Origin of the sequence: Oribacterium sp. C9, from assembly GCF_002007235.1 — a bacterium.
Lineage (GTDB): Bacteria > Bacillota > Clostridia > Lachnospirales > Lachnospiraceae > Oribacterium.
The window spans coordinates 274,179-292,644 of record NZ_MUHW01000001.1 but is presented as its reverse complement, the minus strand read 5'-3'; the positions used below and the strand labels follow the sequence as shown (position 1 = coordinate 292,644).

The following is an 18,466-nucleotide window of genomic DNA, read 5'->3' as shown; positions in this document are numbered from 1 at the left end:
AAAAATCCCGCTGCAAACATCATAGTTCAATAAGCAAATCTACCTGCTTCTTTATTCCATTCTCTAACATTAACTATTCTTTAATTCATACTCTTCCGGGCTATAATGAATCACCCTTGTGCCACCATCCTCAAATTTGAATGGAATATACATCAAGTCTTTCATGGTCTCTTTTACTGATTGTTGCTTTTCTGGCTGAACATAAAATACCAAGAAACCACCTCCACCAGCACCAAGTAATTTTCCACCAAGAGCCCCTGCAGCTATTCCTTTTTCATAAAGTTCATCAATACTGCCTGTACTGATTGATCCACCAGTACCTTTTTTTAACCTCCAAGTTGTGTCTAATAATCTACCGAAATCATCCAAATCTCGATTCTTATCTGTAAGAACTCCTTCAGCGTCATCTACAAGTTCATACATCTTTTTAAGTCTCTCTTTCTTTTCTTCGGAGCCACTCACGTTATTAGCTTTCTGCACATCAGAAGAAAACCGAGTAAAACCGGTAAAGAACATCATCAAGTTATCGTTTAATTTTCTCTTTCTTTCCGGTGAAATAATTACTGGAAACACTTCATATCCATCAGCACTGAAGTTAATTCTATTAAATCCACCAAAAGATGCAGCAATCTGATCCTGCCATCCCCCCATTTCGTTACACAATACTCTCTCTAAGTATATTGCCTCATCAGCAAGCTTTTTCTTATCCGCATACTTCCCTTTTAAAGCGTAAAAAGCATTCAGCATACCAACAGCAAATGAAGAACTGGTTCCTAGACCTGAACGAGCTGGGAGATCAGCCTCATATGTAAGTCGGATTTCTCTCATATTAAGCATTTTCATTGCCTCGCGAATGGCTGGATGCTGAATTTCATCAACAGATGTTGTTCTCTCTGTTTTTGAATATGACAATTCATTTGACCAGTCAAAGAATCTTGGAAGATGTCTAACATTTACATAACAATATTTATCAAATGTCGTGGAGAGAACTGCTCCGCCATTCTCCTTGAAGTAATCTTCTATATCAGTTCCGCCACCAAAAAAGCTCATTCGGAAAGGAGTTTTTGTTATTATCATTCGTTATCACCATCCAAAATTTCATTATATACTCCAATGGTTTGTCTCCCTATCGTATCCCAATTTAATCTTAGATCTATATCTTTTTTTCCATCTTTGGCATATTTTTTTGCTTCATTTGGATTATCCAAATACCAATTAATCCCTTTAGACAGCGCATTATAATCCCCCGATGGCACAAGAAGTCCAGTTTCTTTATTTTTAATTACGTTTAAAAACTCACCTTCAGTTGTGGCTATCACCGGTTTCTCATAGGCATATGCCAATAACACAACTCCACTTTGATATATTTGTCTATATGGCAGAACAACAATATCTGCAGCATTAAAATAAAACTTGATATCTTCATCATCTATAAACTTGATATCCAGTCTCACATTTGCTGCTAGTTTTTTTCTATCAATTATTTCTTGGTATATGGAAAAATCATCTTTCCAGACCTTTCCAGCTATCAAGCATAACGCCTCCGGATGTTTTACTGCGACATCAGCCATAGCTTCTAGCAATACATCAACACCTTTTACTTTTTTTATCTGACCAAAAAATAAAATTATCTTTCTGTCATCAGGAAGTCCAAGTGCATTTAGGCTTTCTTCCTTGGTAGCATTTTCAGCAAATTCCATATAATGACCATGCGGAATATATTCAATATGTTCTTTTTTAGTCCCAAAATTATTTATTAGTTCTGTAATGTTCATTTTTGCCTGAGTAATTACTTTATCAGCCTTTGAATAAATCTTTTTATGAAAAAACTTATCATAAAATTTCGAATTAAATGGTAATAAATCATGAATCGTTGTTACCACTTTCACCCCATTTTTTCTTAATTTCTCATGATAATAAAAATCAAAAGGAGAAAAAATGTACCATTGCACATGCACAATATCAACTCTTTGATTAACACAATATTTTAAAACACTCTCCCAACTGTTTTTGTATGAAATAATCTTGCTAATGGGATTACTCAAACTACTATAAGAGTTAAAAATATTAATGATTTCACAATCCGAATAAGCTTCATAATTATCCGTTGATATTCCACAAACTACTATATCTACACCGCCTTTTTTCAACGCTCTAGCTAAGCTAAAAGTATATTTATTGTTTACTTCAGGTATCTGATTCAAAAACAAGACTTTCATTGTTTCTATCTCCAAATCTCTGCATATCTACTTGAGATATATTCCCAGCTATACGCAGTCTTTATTCTTTCTTTTGATTTTAAACCCAAAGGTTCTCTATCTATCATTTCACACTTATCTATAAGCCTTGCCAAACTTCCATAATCCTTCGTCCAATAAAGAGCGGCATCTTCAGCAACCTCTTCATTAAATCCAACTTTTAAAAGAAGGTTGAGCTTTGTTGATCCCAAAGCTTCAAGAAGGCTAGGATTAGTTCCTCCAACTTCATGTCCATGAAAATAACCATAAGCAGCCTCTCGTATCTTCTTCAACAGCTCATGGTCATACACAGTACCGACAAACTTTATTCTCTTATCCCCTTTCCAATGCAGCTTATATTCCAGTTCTGCCAGAAAGCCTTCATTAACATTAGTAATAAGTGCGAAATCCCGTTTTGTAGATGATTTCATGAATTCTCGAATCATTATTTCATAGTTATTTTCCGGAACGAATCTACCAACCACAAGGTAATAGTTATTAATACTCAGCTTGTGTTCATTAAGCCAATCCGCAAACTTCGGGTCATCATTGGATAAGCTACTTTTCTCCACATCTGCGCCATAAGCTATATACTTTGTATTCGGATGATTGTAGGTCGCTTTAATATACTTCTCGATATTCACAGAATCGCAAATAACGAAATCTGCCAGATTAACCATCCTCTTCTCTGACCACTTCCAATAGGCTCTTATTGGCTTGCTCCACTTAGCTCTCATCCATTCATGTCCGTCTGGATTTAAGTAGTATCTACCACCGATAGCCTTGATTTTCTTAGCTAATCCGCCAATGAATAATCCGATGCGGCAAGTCAGAATGTAAAAAATTGGATGCTGAATGTTATGGCTTTTACAGTAATTAATACTATACAGCACTGCAACTGTATCATAATATATGGCCACACCAGATCCTATATTAGGACAAGGGATTTTAAACACATGAGCATTTTTGTATGTAAATTCTCTTATAGTTCCGTTTTTATCAAGCTTCTCGTCACTCACACCTGAAAGCTTTGTCTCATCCATAAAACCATCACCGTTTGCCTTGCAAGCCACATGATATTTAATTGACGTTTCATTCTCATGCTCGCCTATTAGGCGAGCAACAAACGTTTCGTATCCACCATACTGTCCTATAGATTTCGATCCTATGATGAACACATGCTGAACATATTTATCATTATGTTGTTTTGAAAATCCCTTGCCCATATCATCCTCTGGCCTCCTCTTCTACATAAATTGTGGTTATCTAAAATCCCAAATTAGTTTATCCAACAATAAGTAACTGTTTCATACCGTTATCAATCTACATAACCTTATCTCTAAAAGCCTCCCTAGGATACTAGCCTTCATATTGTTCTGAATATGCCTAACACAGTTTAAGTACTCATTTTTGATGCCAATCATCCAACAATTCTTCCGCTCTTCCAATTTGTTTGAGAATATTTACAACCTTATATACGTCTTTACGTCTATCAGTGCTTCAACTTCGATAGAGTAAACCAAAGATCTCAAATTGCTTACTCAAAACATATATTCTGATCATATAGAGCAGATAGCTCAACTTTGAACTGTCACAGCATTCTCCCGTTTAATACCTTAAGCATCTTTTATCACCTTTTCAAAATCCGGAGCTAAAGCAAATCTCTATCCAATCTCCTTTGAATGAGTTATATTTTTGTCAAAATAGTCCATATCTATATCCTTCTTAACCGTTCTCATCCCCACAAAGGGGGATAGTAGCTAAGTACATATCCAACTATAAAGATTCGTTCTTTAAACTGATATCTTGTAAAAATCGGTGTTTGAGTCATAGTTAACGTTTAGCATTGGATGAAAAAACGTCCTCACCACTTTAATCCTTTTGATAAGTATTGTAAAGCTATGTCAAGTCTCTTTAAGTTATCATACATATCACAACCTTATAGTCAATCGCTCTCAAGCTAGTATTATACCATCTACATAATGATTGTCATTTTTCCATAACTCCTAACTTTTGGAATCCCCCCTCTATTCTGACCCTTTCCTCAGTACCACAGTCATCACTGTCTTCACCAATATCTTGAAATCAAGGCTCAGACTCCAGTTATCTATATATTGGCAGTCCAGCTTTACTACGTCCTCAAAATCCGTTATTTCTGATCTACCACTCACTTGCCACATTCCTGTTATTCCCGGTTTCATACTGAGTCTTCTCTTATGATAATTGGAGTACTCATTGAACTCGTTAACGGTTGGAGGTCTGGTTCCAACCAATGACATGTCCCCCAAAAGAACATTAAAAAACTGAGGAAACTCGTCGATACTTGTCCTACGAATAAACTTACCAACCTTCGTTATACGAGGATCATCCTTCATCTTAAACATGAGTCCGTTCATCTCATTCTGCTTCATGAGCTCTGCTTTTCTAGCTTCTGCATCCTGATACATGGAGCGGAATTTGAACATCCTGAATCTCCGTCCGTTTTTCCCGATTCTCTCCTGAGAAAAGATGATCGGTCCCGCGGAGTCTAGCTTTATGGCTATTCCTACTACTATAAAGAGAATTGACGCCACAATCGCTCCGACCGCTCCTCCCAGAATATCCAATATACGTTTCGCAAACTCAAATCTGAGCTTTACCTCAGGTCTTTCAAATATCGCCATAGGGTACTTTTCCACGAAACCAAGTCTCGTCTCTATCTTTGGTATATACTTTTGAGCATCAGAATTGAGCTCACTCTCCAATCTTCTTACAGAAGAAAGATTCACATGAACCGGTATTCCCATCTGTGCAAACTCTTCAACCATAGCTTTAATATCATCTGTAGTTTCATCTGAGATGAAGATAAATACCTCATCTATAGCGCTTCTTCTTACGCAGTCCACTATATTTTTTCCATAGGCTATAACCGGGATGTGATCAATAGTTTCGGTATTTTTTGCTTCTTCTCCCCAAATCATGATGCCAGCAATTCTTCTGGACCAGTCCTTCTTCATCATATCAGAGGCCTGTGGTGCATCCTCTCTTCTCGCTATAATTGCCACAAGAGATGCTGCTCCAGTCTTGTAGAAATTCCTGATGATCATCCTTTGTACAAAGAATAATGCCAGTGTCATGATAACTATATGTAAAAAAACTGTAGTCACAAAAAAATATCTGGACTCCGATATACTATTTTTCTGTATGAGAAGCATAGCTCCCCATACACCAACAAAATATACTGTAGCCTTGAAAGCCATCCAGAAGTATCTGGAGATTCCAATCTTCTGAAAGCTGTATTGCCCATTGTAGAGAGAAAGTACCATAGCCAAACACTCCGCGAGTACCGCAGGCATAACAGCGCTCATCCACATATTTCCTTCCCTAAACTGTGGCGTAAGCTTTGACAACTCTCTCAGAAAAAAGATCGCTGCTGCGCTGGATAAAAACGCAGTCATTATGTATATAACAATCGTGATGGCCAGCTCAAGTTTCTTCCTTTTCATAGTCCCCTTACAAACGAAAAAGCGGAAAGCTTCCGCCCTCCGCGTCTCCTCTCCCGATTTGATTTATATAATCTTTCTAGAGTCATTTTAACATAATTCTGATATTTGACAAACTCTGTCCAAAATCTTAAGAATTTGGATAGCTTTACGGTTGCCTATGGCACCAAAGTCCTGCATTTGTATCGAAGCAAACAGAATCAACAACTTCATGCTTTTCCTCATCATATACTACAAAATTCATCCCTCGAAGATTCATGGCATATTCAACACCGTCTATCTTTATGGATGCCTTCTCCTCTCCGGTAACGGCCCCCTCACTTTCTATGGTGTACCCAACTCCGTTCTGAAGCTTTCCGAACGCTGTCAGCTTTTCTGCACCTATTTTTTCTTCTAGTACTTTTCCACACTTGAGAATCGCATAGTAACTGTGATACAAATTTTGCTTTCTCAAATTATTTTCTTTATCACTCTCTATAAGTCGTGTCTTTACTCCGAGCTTTTTCAACAATTTCATAGAGCCATGATTCAGAGCGTTCACTCCTTCATCTTTTACGACAATGAACACTGTATAATCTTTGCCATCTAAAGCTTTCAGATAATCGTAAAAATCCCGGATTTGGTCAAGTTTAACTTGATGCTGTTCCTGTATCATATCCATTACTTCACGTAAGTCTGTGATTTTTATCTCGATTCCTTCTCTGACTCTTTTTGATGAATCAAGCTTTCCGTACACTGCATTAGGAAACTCCTTTTTCTCGATCTCTATCCCTGTTCCGTCCAGAAGATCGATTATCGCGTGATCAGCCTGCATCTGATAGCGGATAGAATTTGTGAGCACGCTCCAGTCAGCATCCGTAACCACCTCTCCATCAATAGCTCCCTTAGATATGCTGTATAGATAATAACGTGAATGAACTATATAACCTTCATTCTCCCATTCATAGTTAGGCGTTAGGCAGGGTTGAAACTCTATTTTCTTTTGAGATTTGGATTTCATCCCACCATCATAGATTATTTCGTTTTTCGTACTCCCTGAAGAAGTATCATCTGTTTTCAGAAGCATGGGTCTTACTTCGAGTCCTTCCGTCTTAAATCCCGGTCGTACCACCATATCAATCAGAAGCTCCGTGTTGACATCACCGTACCAGTGAAACGAAGCCCGTTCAGGGAGACACGCAACCGACACGTAATTAGTTTCTCCGCCCCTCATATACTGAACTCCCACAACTCTTAGAGAGATTCCATCCTCTGATGAAGCTCCTCCATCGGATAAAATATAGTCACCGACAGGCAGGATGAGTCCTCTGTCCGTGCTCATCGGATACTCATATCTGTCACCATCTCCCTTATAACTTCCCGAAACCGCAAAGCCGCCATCAGGATGTACATCGATGCTATATCCCGCATCCCTCATTCCGGACCAAAGGGCATTGACCATTAGATTCTTAGTACCCTTCTCATAAAGTTCATCACTTATATAACTCTTCCCGTAGTTATTCAAGATTTCATAGTACCCTGGATTCCTTTTCTCTGATAGGAAGAACCTATCTATCATCTCCGACACTTCCTTATATCTAAAGGACATCGCCGTAACTGTTATAAGCAGTAAAAACACAGCAAGATCAATTTTCTTTATTATCTTATTTTCATTTCTAAAATTTCCTTTAACCAAGTTTAACCTTTCTCCTTCAGTTATTCATTCAAATAGAATTCAACCATTGACCTGTATTATTCTTGCAACAAATTTCTTTCCATTCTAAAAATCAGTCATATTAATCTTTATGAAATCAATTATAACAAGCTCTAATATTCTTTAATCCTTAAATTACACTATAAGCAACTTGTTATTAAATATGCTTTATTTTTATCGATAACGTCATATTTTTGTGGATAATACCGAATAAAAGCAAAAAATCTGTACTGTGTGCTCAACAAAACATCCATATTATACTCAACCTGCATAATAACTATTATTTCAGCCACATCTTCTGCCATTTTGGGTGTGAATTCTCGGGCTTGTCAAGTATTATGATACCCTTTTCTAATCCTTGTTCCTAGTATACAAAATTCCTACCATTATCTAAAGCAAGTTCTCTTATCTGCTACTGCTATTACAGTTATTCCGTTAATATCTATTGTATTTACGTCCTAAAAACTTCCAACATTCCTTAATAATCTCATATGTTTTACCAACCTTTAAAAAATAACTGTTTATCACGATACTGTGAATGTATTCACAAACTTACTATTAACCTTTTCTCAACGCCGTAGTCTGACCTTCACCAATTCCTTCAGTACTTTCCGGAATGAATATGATCTTCACAGTATAGAATAGTATCCTAAGATCAAAAAGCACCGAACGTTGTGAAATATATATTAGATCCAGTTTAAGCTTATCAAGTGGTGTTGTATTGTATTTTCCATAGACCTGAGCATAGCCGGTAAGCCCAGCCTTAACCTTAAGTCTCAGTCCAAACTCAGGTATCTCCATTTCATACTGCTCTGCTATCTCTGGTCTTTCCGGTCTAGGTCCAACCACAGACATATCGTCTTTTAAAATATTAAAAAGTTGTGGAAGCTCATCGATTCTTAATTTTCTTATGATTCTGCCAACAGGAGTTATTCTGTCGTCATTAACGCTCGCAAGTCTCGCGCCATTTTTCTCAGAATCGACTCTCATACTTCTGAATTTATATATAGAAAAGACTCTCCCGTCCTTAGTCAGTCTTTTCTGACTGTATAACACAGGACCCCCGTCATACATTTTTATAAGAATTCCAGTCACTATTAATATCGGAGACAGTATAATAATAGCTGAAAGCGCTATAACTACATCCGCAGTTCTCTTTACACCTACATAATACCATGCTTCCGGTGTCTTCTTGTTTCTAAAAAACGGTGTGTCAAAGGTATGTGACACTTCGCTGCTGAAAGTAAGGAGTTCCGAAATATCTACAGAGAAATGAACATCTTTATGATTAGCATCACAGAAAAGCATGATACTCTCTTTTATTTCTTTTGATACATCACAGAGATAAACATCCTTACACTTTGAAAGCACATCAAAAATCCTATGGATATCCGTTGATTCATGAAATGTATCCAGAATCTCATACCGTCTGTGTTTTGCTTTCATCTTTTCAAGGAGCCTCTTATAGTCCTGAGATCCATATACTATAAGAATTTTTCTCGGTTCATCGTATCTGGCATACAGCCTGTTGAAAACAAACGTAACGAACAGTATCGGGATTAACTGCAGAAAAAAGCCCAACAAAAAGAACCTTAAACTGATGCGGCTGAAATTATGAAACCAGAAAAATGTTGCCACAAACAGAGCGAAATCTCCGATGCTATAAGCCAGCATCTGTGAAAATCCCAGCTCCTGCAATCTATAGAGACCTATCTTATGAGCATTATACATCTTAGAAAAAAAGAAATATACAATGCAAAACAGTATTCCGACCATAACGAGGGTTCTCAAGCCAAAAAAGCCCTCACTCCATCCGGGTGAAACATTCCAGTACCAGATCGCAGCTGATGTCATAAATGCTATGACTAGACTCACCACTGTATAAATATTTTTTATTATTCTCTTTATTCTATCTTTTTTCGTCATAGAGGATTATCATCATTCCCTTACTCGTTCATTAAATTCTGCCTTATTTACAATTTCCGGCATTCTGCAAATTGTATCATGGATAAAATTCACTTCGGCACGAAATCAGTGCTTCCTGAATTTATCTAAACGTAAATCCACATTCTGTATCGCCTGTCCTACTATCAAAAGAAGCGAATTATAATACGGAAAATGCATTTTGTCTTCAAACAGTCCATGAAGCGCCCACAGCGATAACACCCAAAGCCATATTCTCATCTTTTTCTGATAGCAGAAGTACATGGTCACCGTAAGCAGCCCCAAAGCTATGATAGAAAAAAGCACTCCATAGCGCAAGAGTAATGACATATATACATTATCAACATAATTATATGCCCCATTTGTTACAGATTCTCCATCTAAACCTAATCCCATACCGACAAATCCGATTCTCTGTCCTAGAAGTCTTGCTCCGTATGTATTTATCGCATTATGCGGTAGCGACAGTCTTCCTCTGCAAATTTCATCCAAAGTACTCATCCATTTAACAGAAGGATCATATATCAGTGAGATCCATAAACTGAGCAAAAAGAATAGTGGAAATATTATAATCAGAATCTTATCCACGATTCTCCACAAAACGAAATCTGATGTAATGATCTTTGGCAATGCTTTTACTATAAGTATAAGCATTGCCACCATCACTGTGACACCGAAAGATAGATCCGCTTTACACCATCTGTAAAATGTAGCTGCGACCAAAAAGACTACAGCTATCTCTGTCCAGGATGCTTTCTCCTTTCTCGTTACGGCAATCATTGAAGCGATGTTCAAGATATAGCACGGCAATACAAGCGGGTACCCAAACCCAAAGGTATGCCTGTATACCCCTTCTTCCGCCATGGTATACTGTAAGATGTAGCCTTCATTTGCAGCCCACATCACGCCAAAGATCACCAGGATCATCAACGGAACGATTATCTTATATCTCTTTTGTAAATCGATATTCCTTCCACAAAATATGATGAAATAAGAACAGAGCATAACCGATGAATCATTTTTCTCCGCTATGTACCAAAAGAAAAGGCATACTCCGAGTCCTATGATTTCTCGTATTCCATATCTTTTGATAAACAGAAAAGTCAGTGCTTCACAGAGAGCAAGTATCCCAAGCATACCTGACATAATCAGTACAAAAACTTTCGGTCTAAAAAAATTCATAACCATCGATGATGATATCATACTGAGCACAACATATATTATAAGAGCCATATAATACATATACTCTGTAATCCCGACCATATTACTCCGTATACTGTCTTTCATATTTATAAATGAAGTTTTATCCATCCTATCATCCATCGTTTCTATTTTCAGGGTTATCCCCCACCCTTTTCCTCATATTATTTCATATCCACATTTCAACATCTATGGATTTTTATAGATTACTCTCTTTAATATAACTCGTTTGACTTTCACTACTTTTTCTTCCGGCGTAATGTCATCTTAATTATCATATCTTCATATCCGATGGAGAGTAGCAAAGGAAACGGATTAAATACTAGTACCCAAAGACGAGGATCAACTACAGCAAGAACTAAAATCAGTATCATCATTATGCAATTGATATATTCGTTCTTAACCTTAAAAGTATCTATGATAAATAAATATATAAGAATTACTACTACAAAAAAAACCACCCCAAAATCCAGAAGCAAATGAAGGTACGCATTATCAACAAAGATATAGTCTCCTTTATTCTCTCCTAGAAGTGGCGCTTCCCATTCGATTTTCTGCCCAAACAGTGTAAACACATTATATCTCTGCATTGCACTATATGAGAGCCACAATCTGGCCGTTAAGGTCCCAAGTTCCTCAGAAACATCTCCTTTCCAGTATTTCACATAGAGCCCGGGTCCCAAAAATGATACTGCCAGTAAGACTGCTATCAGCATCCCATATATTTTCATACCGAGAGCCATCAGCTTATCTATGATGACACTTAGATATTTATAAAGGAATACACTCATCAGATAGACACCAGCTATAATTACACTGTTTCTGGAAACACAATAACGGAATAATATGTAATTTATCACTCCCAGAATCCCCATCTCTGTCAAAGTAACCGTTTCAACGCCTCTGGCATATATATATTCCATAGTTATAAACAGCATAAGCATAGGTGGAAAAGTCACATAAGCAAATCCAAAAGAATGCCTTCCTAAAATGCCCCTGTCTAAATCCCTAATTTCGTTTGGTAAAATACCCTCCATAGAAAGATACCAGAAAAAAATGATCGAACAGAACTGAATACCTGCAATAAGCATAAACAGCTTCTTTGTATCCGGCTTTACCTCTACGGTAGCTGCTATTATCAGCATGATAACGAAAGCTTCACTTTTTCTGGAAAAGTAGGCACTTATAATTGAAACCGCAAGCATTCCTACCAGTATTATCTGCGACATCGGCGGAAACTTCTTTTTACACATTTCTTTCAAAGAACTTTTTGCAACTCCATCCCCTACAATCAAAAGAAATATAAGGTATGCAAGTATTCGTGTATAATGAACCACCTTTATCCCCTGTTCACCCAGCTGTGGTTGAAAATAAGATATAGAAATAAGCATCAAAGGGAAATATATAATCATAGCTAAGTAATATAGCGGAGTATATATTCTCTTTCTGTCAAAATTTAGATACCAATCAAAAATTTTACCCGCCATACCTCTGTTTAACCTTCCTCGCCATAAATCCATACAACATAAATCCTGATAATCTGAGCAGCTTTATCTTTTTCGTCGCATTTGTAAGCTCGTACACTCTTCCATATCTGCCCTTGATCTTACAGTCAAATTCCATCAATTCTTTCTTTGTTTCCCAGGAATCCATCAAAAGATAAGAAACATAAAGTGCATCTGTAATAAGCAGTATTTTCCTCTTCAGAAGATCAACCTTTACATCTGAACATCTGCTTTCCATTTCATACTTTTGAAAGCTGTCATATATTCTTTCTGCAACCACCACCGTATCATGATAATGCTTTTTTATTCCATTCAGTCCTACGCTCTGCTCTGCATTCCCCAATCGATATACATATACAGGCTTCTCATATCTCTGGACAGTATCGGAACACCTTATAGCTTCAAAAGCAAATTCATTGTCCGTATAAAAACATTTTTCGGCTATTTTAACCCCTCCCGAACGAAGCCTGTCAGTTCGCACCGCAAGCTCATGCATGAAGATATCCTCTTCAGGATCAAGTCTTTCTATTCTAGAGAATTCCTTACCTATTAGCCTATGATTATTTTCCTGTAGCTCTTCATCCGGATATCGCTTAATATAAGGAGACATCACGAGATCAGCCTCGGCACCCTCCAAAAAATGTACAAATTCTGGTATGTTTTCTGTCAAAAACCAATCATCACCATCCAGAAGCTTCAGGTATTTTCCTCTTGCGAGCTTTATGGAAGTATTGACTGTAGAACCCCAGCCGGCATTTTCTTTGTCGTAAATCCTTACCGACTCCGGGTATCTCTCGGCGTATTTTTTTACAGCATCAGATGTCCCATCCTGTGATCCGTCATTTACAACTATGATCTCTATTTTGTGCAGGATTTCATCCGGAACTCCCACAACCAATGAATCCAGAGTCTCTTCTATTGTTTTTTCAACATTGTATGCCGCAACAGATATAGTCAGTACCTTATCGCTTAAAGATGCAACATCATCCATATATTTCTTTTGTCCCTCGAGATTTTGTATTTTCTAAAACTGATGATCTTTTGTATTTTACTTTGAGCATCAAATTTTTTCAGATATCTTATTATATCACAGGCGTTTGAAGTAATAACATTTCCTAGATTATCCAGCTGTTTCACTTGATCTATCGCTTCCCGGATGTATATTCTGGTTTCTTTTGACTGTTCTCCACCTATGACCATCTTAAGTTTTTTCTTAATTCGGACAGAATTCAGATCGTCAATCGCTCCTACTGAGTTATAACCATGCTGCCTGTACAGCATAAGCGGTTCATCGATATAAACGATATTCCCATTTGACTCGTCCACCGCTGAAGCCACTTCTGTGATCCACCAGTCATGCCATTTTATTTTGTTTATATCAGTATACATGATAGCGAGATTTCTTAGACTTCTGTTAAACAACATGCAACATCCGGAAACAACATTTTCCAGTATGAGTTCGTTCAGTTTAGATCTATAAGGATTCAGGTTTGAATAGGTGTAAAAAGACTCATTTATTGTTTCCAATGATTCAGCAACCACCTTCATATCCGAAAAGACCATCAGCGGATATTCCACGCTTTTTTCTATTTCCATTCTTTTTATCTCTTCGAATTGTTTTTTTATTTTTGTATCCAACCAGACGTCATCCTGGTCCGCGAACATATAGTAGTCTGCCTCTACCTTTTCCAGCATAAACATGAAGTTCTTTGTACTTCCACCGCAAGGAGGAGCTTCAAGTACATTTATCCTGTCAGGATAGCATTTCTCTAATTTGCTTATGATTTCGGTTGTACCATCAGACGAACCATCATCGTGAATAAATATTTTACATGCTTCATCCACCTGATCCATCTGATTTATGATACTTAGTATTTGTTCTTCTATATATTTTTCACCGTTATATGAAGCAAGCAGTATTGCAATCATCTTTTTCCCCAATGCCTTTAACTTTTTTCTTAACCCATCAAATATATAGTAATATGTTTTGGCTATTCACCACTTGTTATATTATTTTATTTATTATCTCTTCTTACTCTGTTAAGAGCACTCTTCAGATTCTCCACAAAGAAACTATCTCTGATCAGCAGCAAAACTGCAAAGTATACCATCGCGCCAAGCATAACCATAATAAAAGTGTTTATGACTGAAGACGTAAGCCATGTACCTGTCAGTTTCAGAGCCACAAGCATGATTCCGCCAGCCATAAAGTAATTGCAGCCTGAAACCATGATCTTATAAAAAGATATTTCATTTCTTACAAGTGCTATCTGTAAAAGTGCTATAACTGTTTCTGCAACCACCGAAGCAATTGCAGCTCCAATTGACTGAAAAATTCGAATGAGTACAACATTTGAGCAAAAATTCACAACTGCACCTATAATAACTGTAATAGTCAGTAAATTCTGCCTCTTCGTTGGTATAAAATACTGCATTCCTGTTACATTATTGATTCCTATTGCTAAAATAAGAAAACTGAGTATCCCCAACAGTGGAACGACTTTAACATATCCATCTCCAAAGAACCATGGAACAAAATTCGGTGCTGTCCCTATAAGGCCAAAGCAAAGCGGAATCCCTAAAAACCAGACAAATCTATACCCTCTGTACAGATAAAAAAGAACCTTTTCATTTTCTCCTCTGCCGAAATAATAACCTATACGAGGAATCATGACTGTCCCCAATGAAGTAACAACAGTCATGACCATCTTTGAGATTCTGATTGCCTGCTCGTAATAACCGTTCTCAAATTCACTTCCCGTGATAAGTCCGATCATGGTTTTATCCAAAACAGTATATATCTGAACTGCGATTGTAGGAATAAATAAAGAAAATACACTCTTGATATTTCTGAATGGTTTTATTTCCTTCCATTTTGGGCTATCAACATATCGAGGAACATAAAGCCACAATGAAATATTACTGAGAAGAAGAAAAAAAGAACTTCCGAAAACATATTTCAGGATGTCTGCTTTTGTTCTGACTGCAACAAAAATATATACTATCCCCAGCGCCTTAAACAGAACATTCCTAAAAACTATCTTACCGAATTCCTCCATTCCCTGAATCAGCCATACAACATCTGCCGTTATTGCAATTATATTGAATGAAAGAATAAGATAAAGTCCGCAATCATTTTGAGTAAATGCAAAAATCAGATATGCAGCCAAAACGCTGACACTTATAAGAATCTGTAATATCTTTGTTTCCCAGAATACCGCCGAAAGTCTTTCCCTGTCATCCTGATGGTATGAGATTTCTCTTTGTCCATATGTACTTATTCCAAGAGTTGCAAACAAAGTGAAATATGAAACCACGGATTCAGCAAAACTTACAGTTCCGACTCCATCCGCCCCAAGAATACGAGCTAAGTATGGAGTCGTGATAAGAGGAGTTATAAGCAACAGTACCTGATATGCCGTATTATATATGTAATTTTTTTTGATACTCTTTTTCTCCATGTTACCAAGCTCTTTTCAACTTTTGTATGTTGGTGGCAGGAATAACGAAGTATGACTTTCGTAGTACTCTTTCATTGCTTTATTCTGTGTTCCAAAAGCAAGGTGCCCCACGAGGATGTTATGACTCACCATTACAGGTTTTGACTCAAGCATACAGTACTCACATATCTGAGCCTCGTCCGCCCCCATTCCCGGTCCTTTTTCGACCCTAAAAAAGCCCATGGCATCCCATAGTTTCCTCTCGAAAAGTATGGCACCTATACTAAACCTGATGGGACATGCCACAATCTCCTGTTCCTTATTCATGAACCTGATGTTCATCTCATCGATACTTGGAAGTCTATATTCTTTTCCCTCCAAAGCGAGCGCTTCTCCCCACATAAATCTCGCAAGTTCAGGACTCGATTCTATCTTTCTGTCAGGTCCTGCCGCAATTTTCAAACTCCCGAAAAGAGATTTGTAGACCTCTTCACAGCCGTATTCTCTTAACACCTGAACATGTCCATATCCATTTATAGGGAGGATAGGTGCCAATACTCCTACATTATAATCCGTTGATTCCTCGCAAGCCTTATAAGCTTCCAGCATTCTTTCGAAGTAACCCTCGGTAATGAAGATGTCCTCATCAAGCTTATAAATATAATCCGCTTTCTTATGAAGGTCTATGGCCATGTTTTGAGCCAGAGCTACATTATTTCTCTTTGTACTGAGATAGGACCACTGATTTCTTTCACACAACTCATTTATCTCTTCCGACCATTTTCCGGAAGTAATGATGCAAATATCTACATCTTTAGGTGCAAATCTCTTTATCCTTCCCATAACTGAAGGTATAAGATAATTCTTATATCCCGCCAGAACTATACATAACTTATCACTTCCTGTGGAACGGTTTATAAAGCTATATTTGGTGGTGAAATTTTTCCTTCGATAATAGCTTTTCTTTATTTTCCTGTATAATTCTTTCGTTATCTTATTCGTACCGAGAAATCTTTTTATTCCCACTTTTCAGCCCTTCCTATTTGCCCCCACTTCATTATCCCATTTATAATGTAGTGAAGCATATAATAAACTCTTTCTATAGCACTTAATCCCACATATTTATATGTGTTCCAGTTCATCACAGCAGCCTTTGATTTTTTACCCGATTTAGAATCCGATGCAATTCTGTAAATCAAAAGAGGTTCATCTATACCATAAGCGATTTTTATCTCTCTGAGCACATCAAGCCACACTGCAAAATCTTCATGTATAGTCTTTATGCCTTCCGGAAACTTATATTTCATGATCAGTTTTCTGCTAACAAGCACTGATGAACAGGATATCAGGTTCTGCTTAAGAAGCGACTTTCTGTCTATCATCTCAGGGACATGAAGAATATAATCCAATCTTCTGTTGTCTTTAGAGATAAATGAAGAGCCTGTAAAAATGAGCCCCTCATTAAGCGCCAACTCCTTTGCATGTTTTATCTGCTTTTCAAGCTTGTCTCTTTCCCACATGTCATCACTATCCAAAAACGCTATCCACTCCCCATTCGAGAGTTCGATTCCATGATTTCTGCTATAGGCAACTCCTCTGTTCTCTTCGTTCTTTATAAGCCTGATATCATAACCGCTAGTTTCTTCTATTAATTTTTCAACTTCCTTCACGGTATCATCTGATGAACAGTCATCTATCACCAAAAGCTCCCAATCATTAAAGCTCTGATTTATCAGACTGTCTATTGAAGCTCGTATGGTACCAGCCGCATTATAAGCCGGCATGATTACCGATACTTTTTTCGATCTTATCTCATTTAACATTTTTTTATCCATTATTTGTTTAGTTCAAGTTAAAAAATCCCAAACAAAACCGCAAGTTTAAATAGAAGATTCCTTTTAAAATACACTGTTCTTATTTCCTTATTAAGCATCAAGTCCCACTTATTGATAAATCCTGTTTTATAAAGCTGGACTTTCTTTGCCAAATCAAGATTTCTCTTCGCCATTTCAGGTCCGTAACATTCTACCAGAGAGCTTATACATTTGCTTCTTATGCAGTCTGGTCTGAACATTGTTTTAAGATATCTCTTTATCACTTTCATGATGGAAAGCTGTCCACCTATGGTGTTTCCACCATGTTGCCTATATAAGATATGTACATCTTCATCATATACAATCTGTCCACCTAAAGCCAGACACACCTTATGCAGCCACTCATCATGCATGGTTATAGATCCCGGAGTTTTGCTGTTTATAATTTCCAACAGTTTTCTGTTGAATACCATAGTGCATCCTGTAGAATTACTTTTTATCAGACAAGATGGGAAATCCAACGACTTTTCATATATCCCCTTAGGTCCTTTCAACAGATTTCCATCATTGTCTGCAAATCTCGGCATACCATAATATAATACCGGTATTTCATGCAAAAAAGCTTTGCTGTAAATCCTTTTTATAGAATCTACTGCAATTTTCAGCTTATCAGGCAACCATGTATCATCCTGATCGCATAATGCATAGTAATCTGCTTCCTGCGCATGCTTCATGAGATCCAGAAAGCTTCTTGCCGGTCCCATGTTTTTACCCAGATAGTACTCCAGCTTTACATATCTATTTTTCTTATATTCCTCAAGGATTTTTATGGTGTCGTCTGAAGAACCATCATCTCTAACCAATATCTCAACTTCGACGCCTTCCTGATCTATCAGACTGTCTATCTGGTTCCTCAGATACTTTTCTCCATTATAGGTTGACATCAAAACAACAACTTTTTCCATTTTATTTTGCTCTTCATTAATATTTGCATTCACATCGGTCCATTTATTAACCGATGTGTCATTCTCGATTCTTATAATCCATAAATATTTTGTTGCATGAGTACAGAACCATCTTAAATTCCGTATTACGAAAATAGCAGACCGAGTTTCCACCCAATCTGCTAATTATACCAAACTATTTCATTA

General features: G+C 37.2%; 14 protein-coding genes. All 14 read right to left on the bottom strand.

Annotation, left to right across the window (positions count from 1 at the left end; translation table 11 throughout):
- Positions 1-69: 69 nt before the first annotated feature.
- The 14 genes from BXO88_RS01310 to BXO88_RS01245 all read right to left on the bottom strand — a co-directional run bounded on the left by BXO88_RS01310 (position 70) and on the right by BXO88_RS01245 (position 18,280).
- Entirely contained in the window at positions 70-1,077 is a 1,008-nt protein-coding gene (locus BXO88_RS01310; protein ID WP_078035961.1) for a GHMP family kinase ATP-binding protein, read from the bottom strand.
- On the bottom strand, positions 1,074-2,219 hold the full coding sequence (locus BXO88_RS01305; RefSeq protein ID WP_078035960.1) for a glycosyltransferase family 4 protein: 1,146 nt from the start codon (positions 2,217-2,219) through the stop codon (positions 1,074-1,076). The genes BXO88_RS01310 and BXO88_RS01305 overlap by 4 nt, the downstream gene beginning before the upstream one ends.
- 5 nt (positions 2,220-2,224) lie before the next feature.
- On the bottom strand, positions 2,225-3,463 hold the full coding sequence (cps2T, locus tag BXO88_RS01300) for a beta 1-4 rhamnosyltransferase Cps2T (RefSeq protein ID WP_078035959.1): 1,239 nt from the start codon (positions 3,461-3,463) through the stop codon (positions 2,225-2,227).
- 801 nt (positions 3,464-4,264) lie between these two features.
- On the bottom strand, positions 4,265-5,722 hold the full coding sequence (locus BXO88_RS01295) for a sugar transferase (protein ID WP_139355469.1): 1,458 nt from the start codon (positions 5,720-5,722) through the stop codon (positions 4,265-4,267).
- A 145-nt stretch (positions 5,723-5,867) separates the two neighbouring features.
- On the bottom strand, positions 5,868-7,394 hold the full coding sequence (locus BXO88_RS01290; RefSeq protein ID WP_078035958.1) for a hypothetical protein: 1,527 nt from the start codon (positions 7,392-7,394) through the stop codon (positions 5,868-5,870).
- 576 nt (positions 7,395-7,970) lie between these two features.
- On the bottom strand, positions 7,971-9,338 hold the full coding sequence (locus BXO88_RS01285) for an exopolysaccharide biosynthesis polyprenyl glycosylphosphotransferase (RefSeq protein WP_078035957.1): 1,368 nt from the start codon (positions 9,336-9,338) through the stop codon (positions 7,971-7,973).
- Between the two features lie 105 nt (positions 9,339-9,443).
- Complete coding sequence (locus BXO88_RS01280; RefSeq protein WP_139355468.1) at positions 9,444-10,667, bottom strand: hypothetical protein; 1,224 nt, start codon at positions 10,665-10,667, stop codon at positions 9,444-9,446.
- 128 nt (positions 10,668-10,795) lie between these two features.
- Positions 10,796-12,043 carry a hypothetical protein gene (locus BXO88_RS01275; protein WP_078035955.1) on the bottom strand — a complete coding sequence of 416 codons (1,248 nt, stop codon included), beginning with the start codon at positions 12,041-12,043 and terminating at the stop codon, positions 10,796-10,798.
- Positions 12,033-13,052, bottom strand: a complete 1,020-nt coding sequence (locus tag BXO88_RS01270) for a glycosyltransferase family 2 protein (RefSeq protein WP_078035954.1) — start codon at positions 13,050-13,052, stop codon at positions 12,033-12,035. Before BXO88_RS01270 ends, BXO88_RS01275 begins: the two co-directional genes overlap by 11 nt.
- A complete protein-coding gene (locus BXO88_RS01265) occupies positions 13,031-13,990 on the bottom strand; it encodes a glycosyltransferase family 2 protein (RefSeq protein ID WP_078036004.1) in 960 nt (319 codons plus the stop codon). The genes BXO88_RS01270 and BXO88_RS01265 overlap by 22 nt, the downstream gene beginning before the upstream one ends.
- Before the next feature lie 86 nt (positions 13,991-14,076).
- Positions 14,077-15,522, bottom strand: a complete 1,446-nt coding sequence (locus BXO88_RS01260; protein ID WP_078035953.1) for a flippase — start codon at positions 15,520-15,522, stop codon at positions 14,077-14,079.
- A 15-nt stretch (positions 15,523-15,537) separates the two neighbouring features.
- Positions 15,538-16,527: a hypothetical protein gene (locus BXO88_RS01255; protein WP_078035952.1), complete on the bottom strand. Its 990-nt coding sequence runs from the start codon at positions 16,525-16,527 to the stop codon at positions 15,538-15,540.
- Positions 16,518-17,285 (bottom strand): glycosyltransferase family A protein, encoded by a 768-nt coding sequence (locus tag BXO88_RS01250; protein ID WP_242945125.1) that lies wholly within the window; start codon positions 17,283-17,285, stop codon positions 16,518-16,520. The genes BXO88_RS01255 and BXO88_RS01250 overlap by 10 nt, the downstream gene beginning before the upstream one ends.
- A gap of 68 nt (positions 17,286-17,353) precedes the next feature.
- Positions 17,354-18,280: a glycosyltransferase family 2 protein gene (locus BXO88_RS01245; protein ID WP_078035950.1), complete on the bottom strand. Its 927-nt coding sequence runs from the start codon at positions 18,278-18,280 to the stop codon at positions 17,354-17,356.
- Positions 18,281-18,466: the final 186 nt, after the last annotated feature.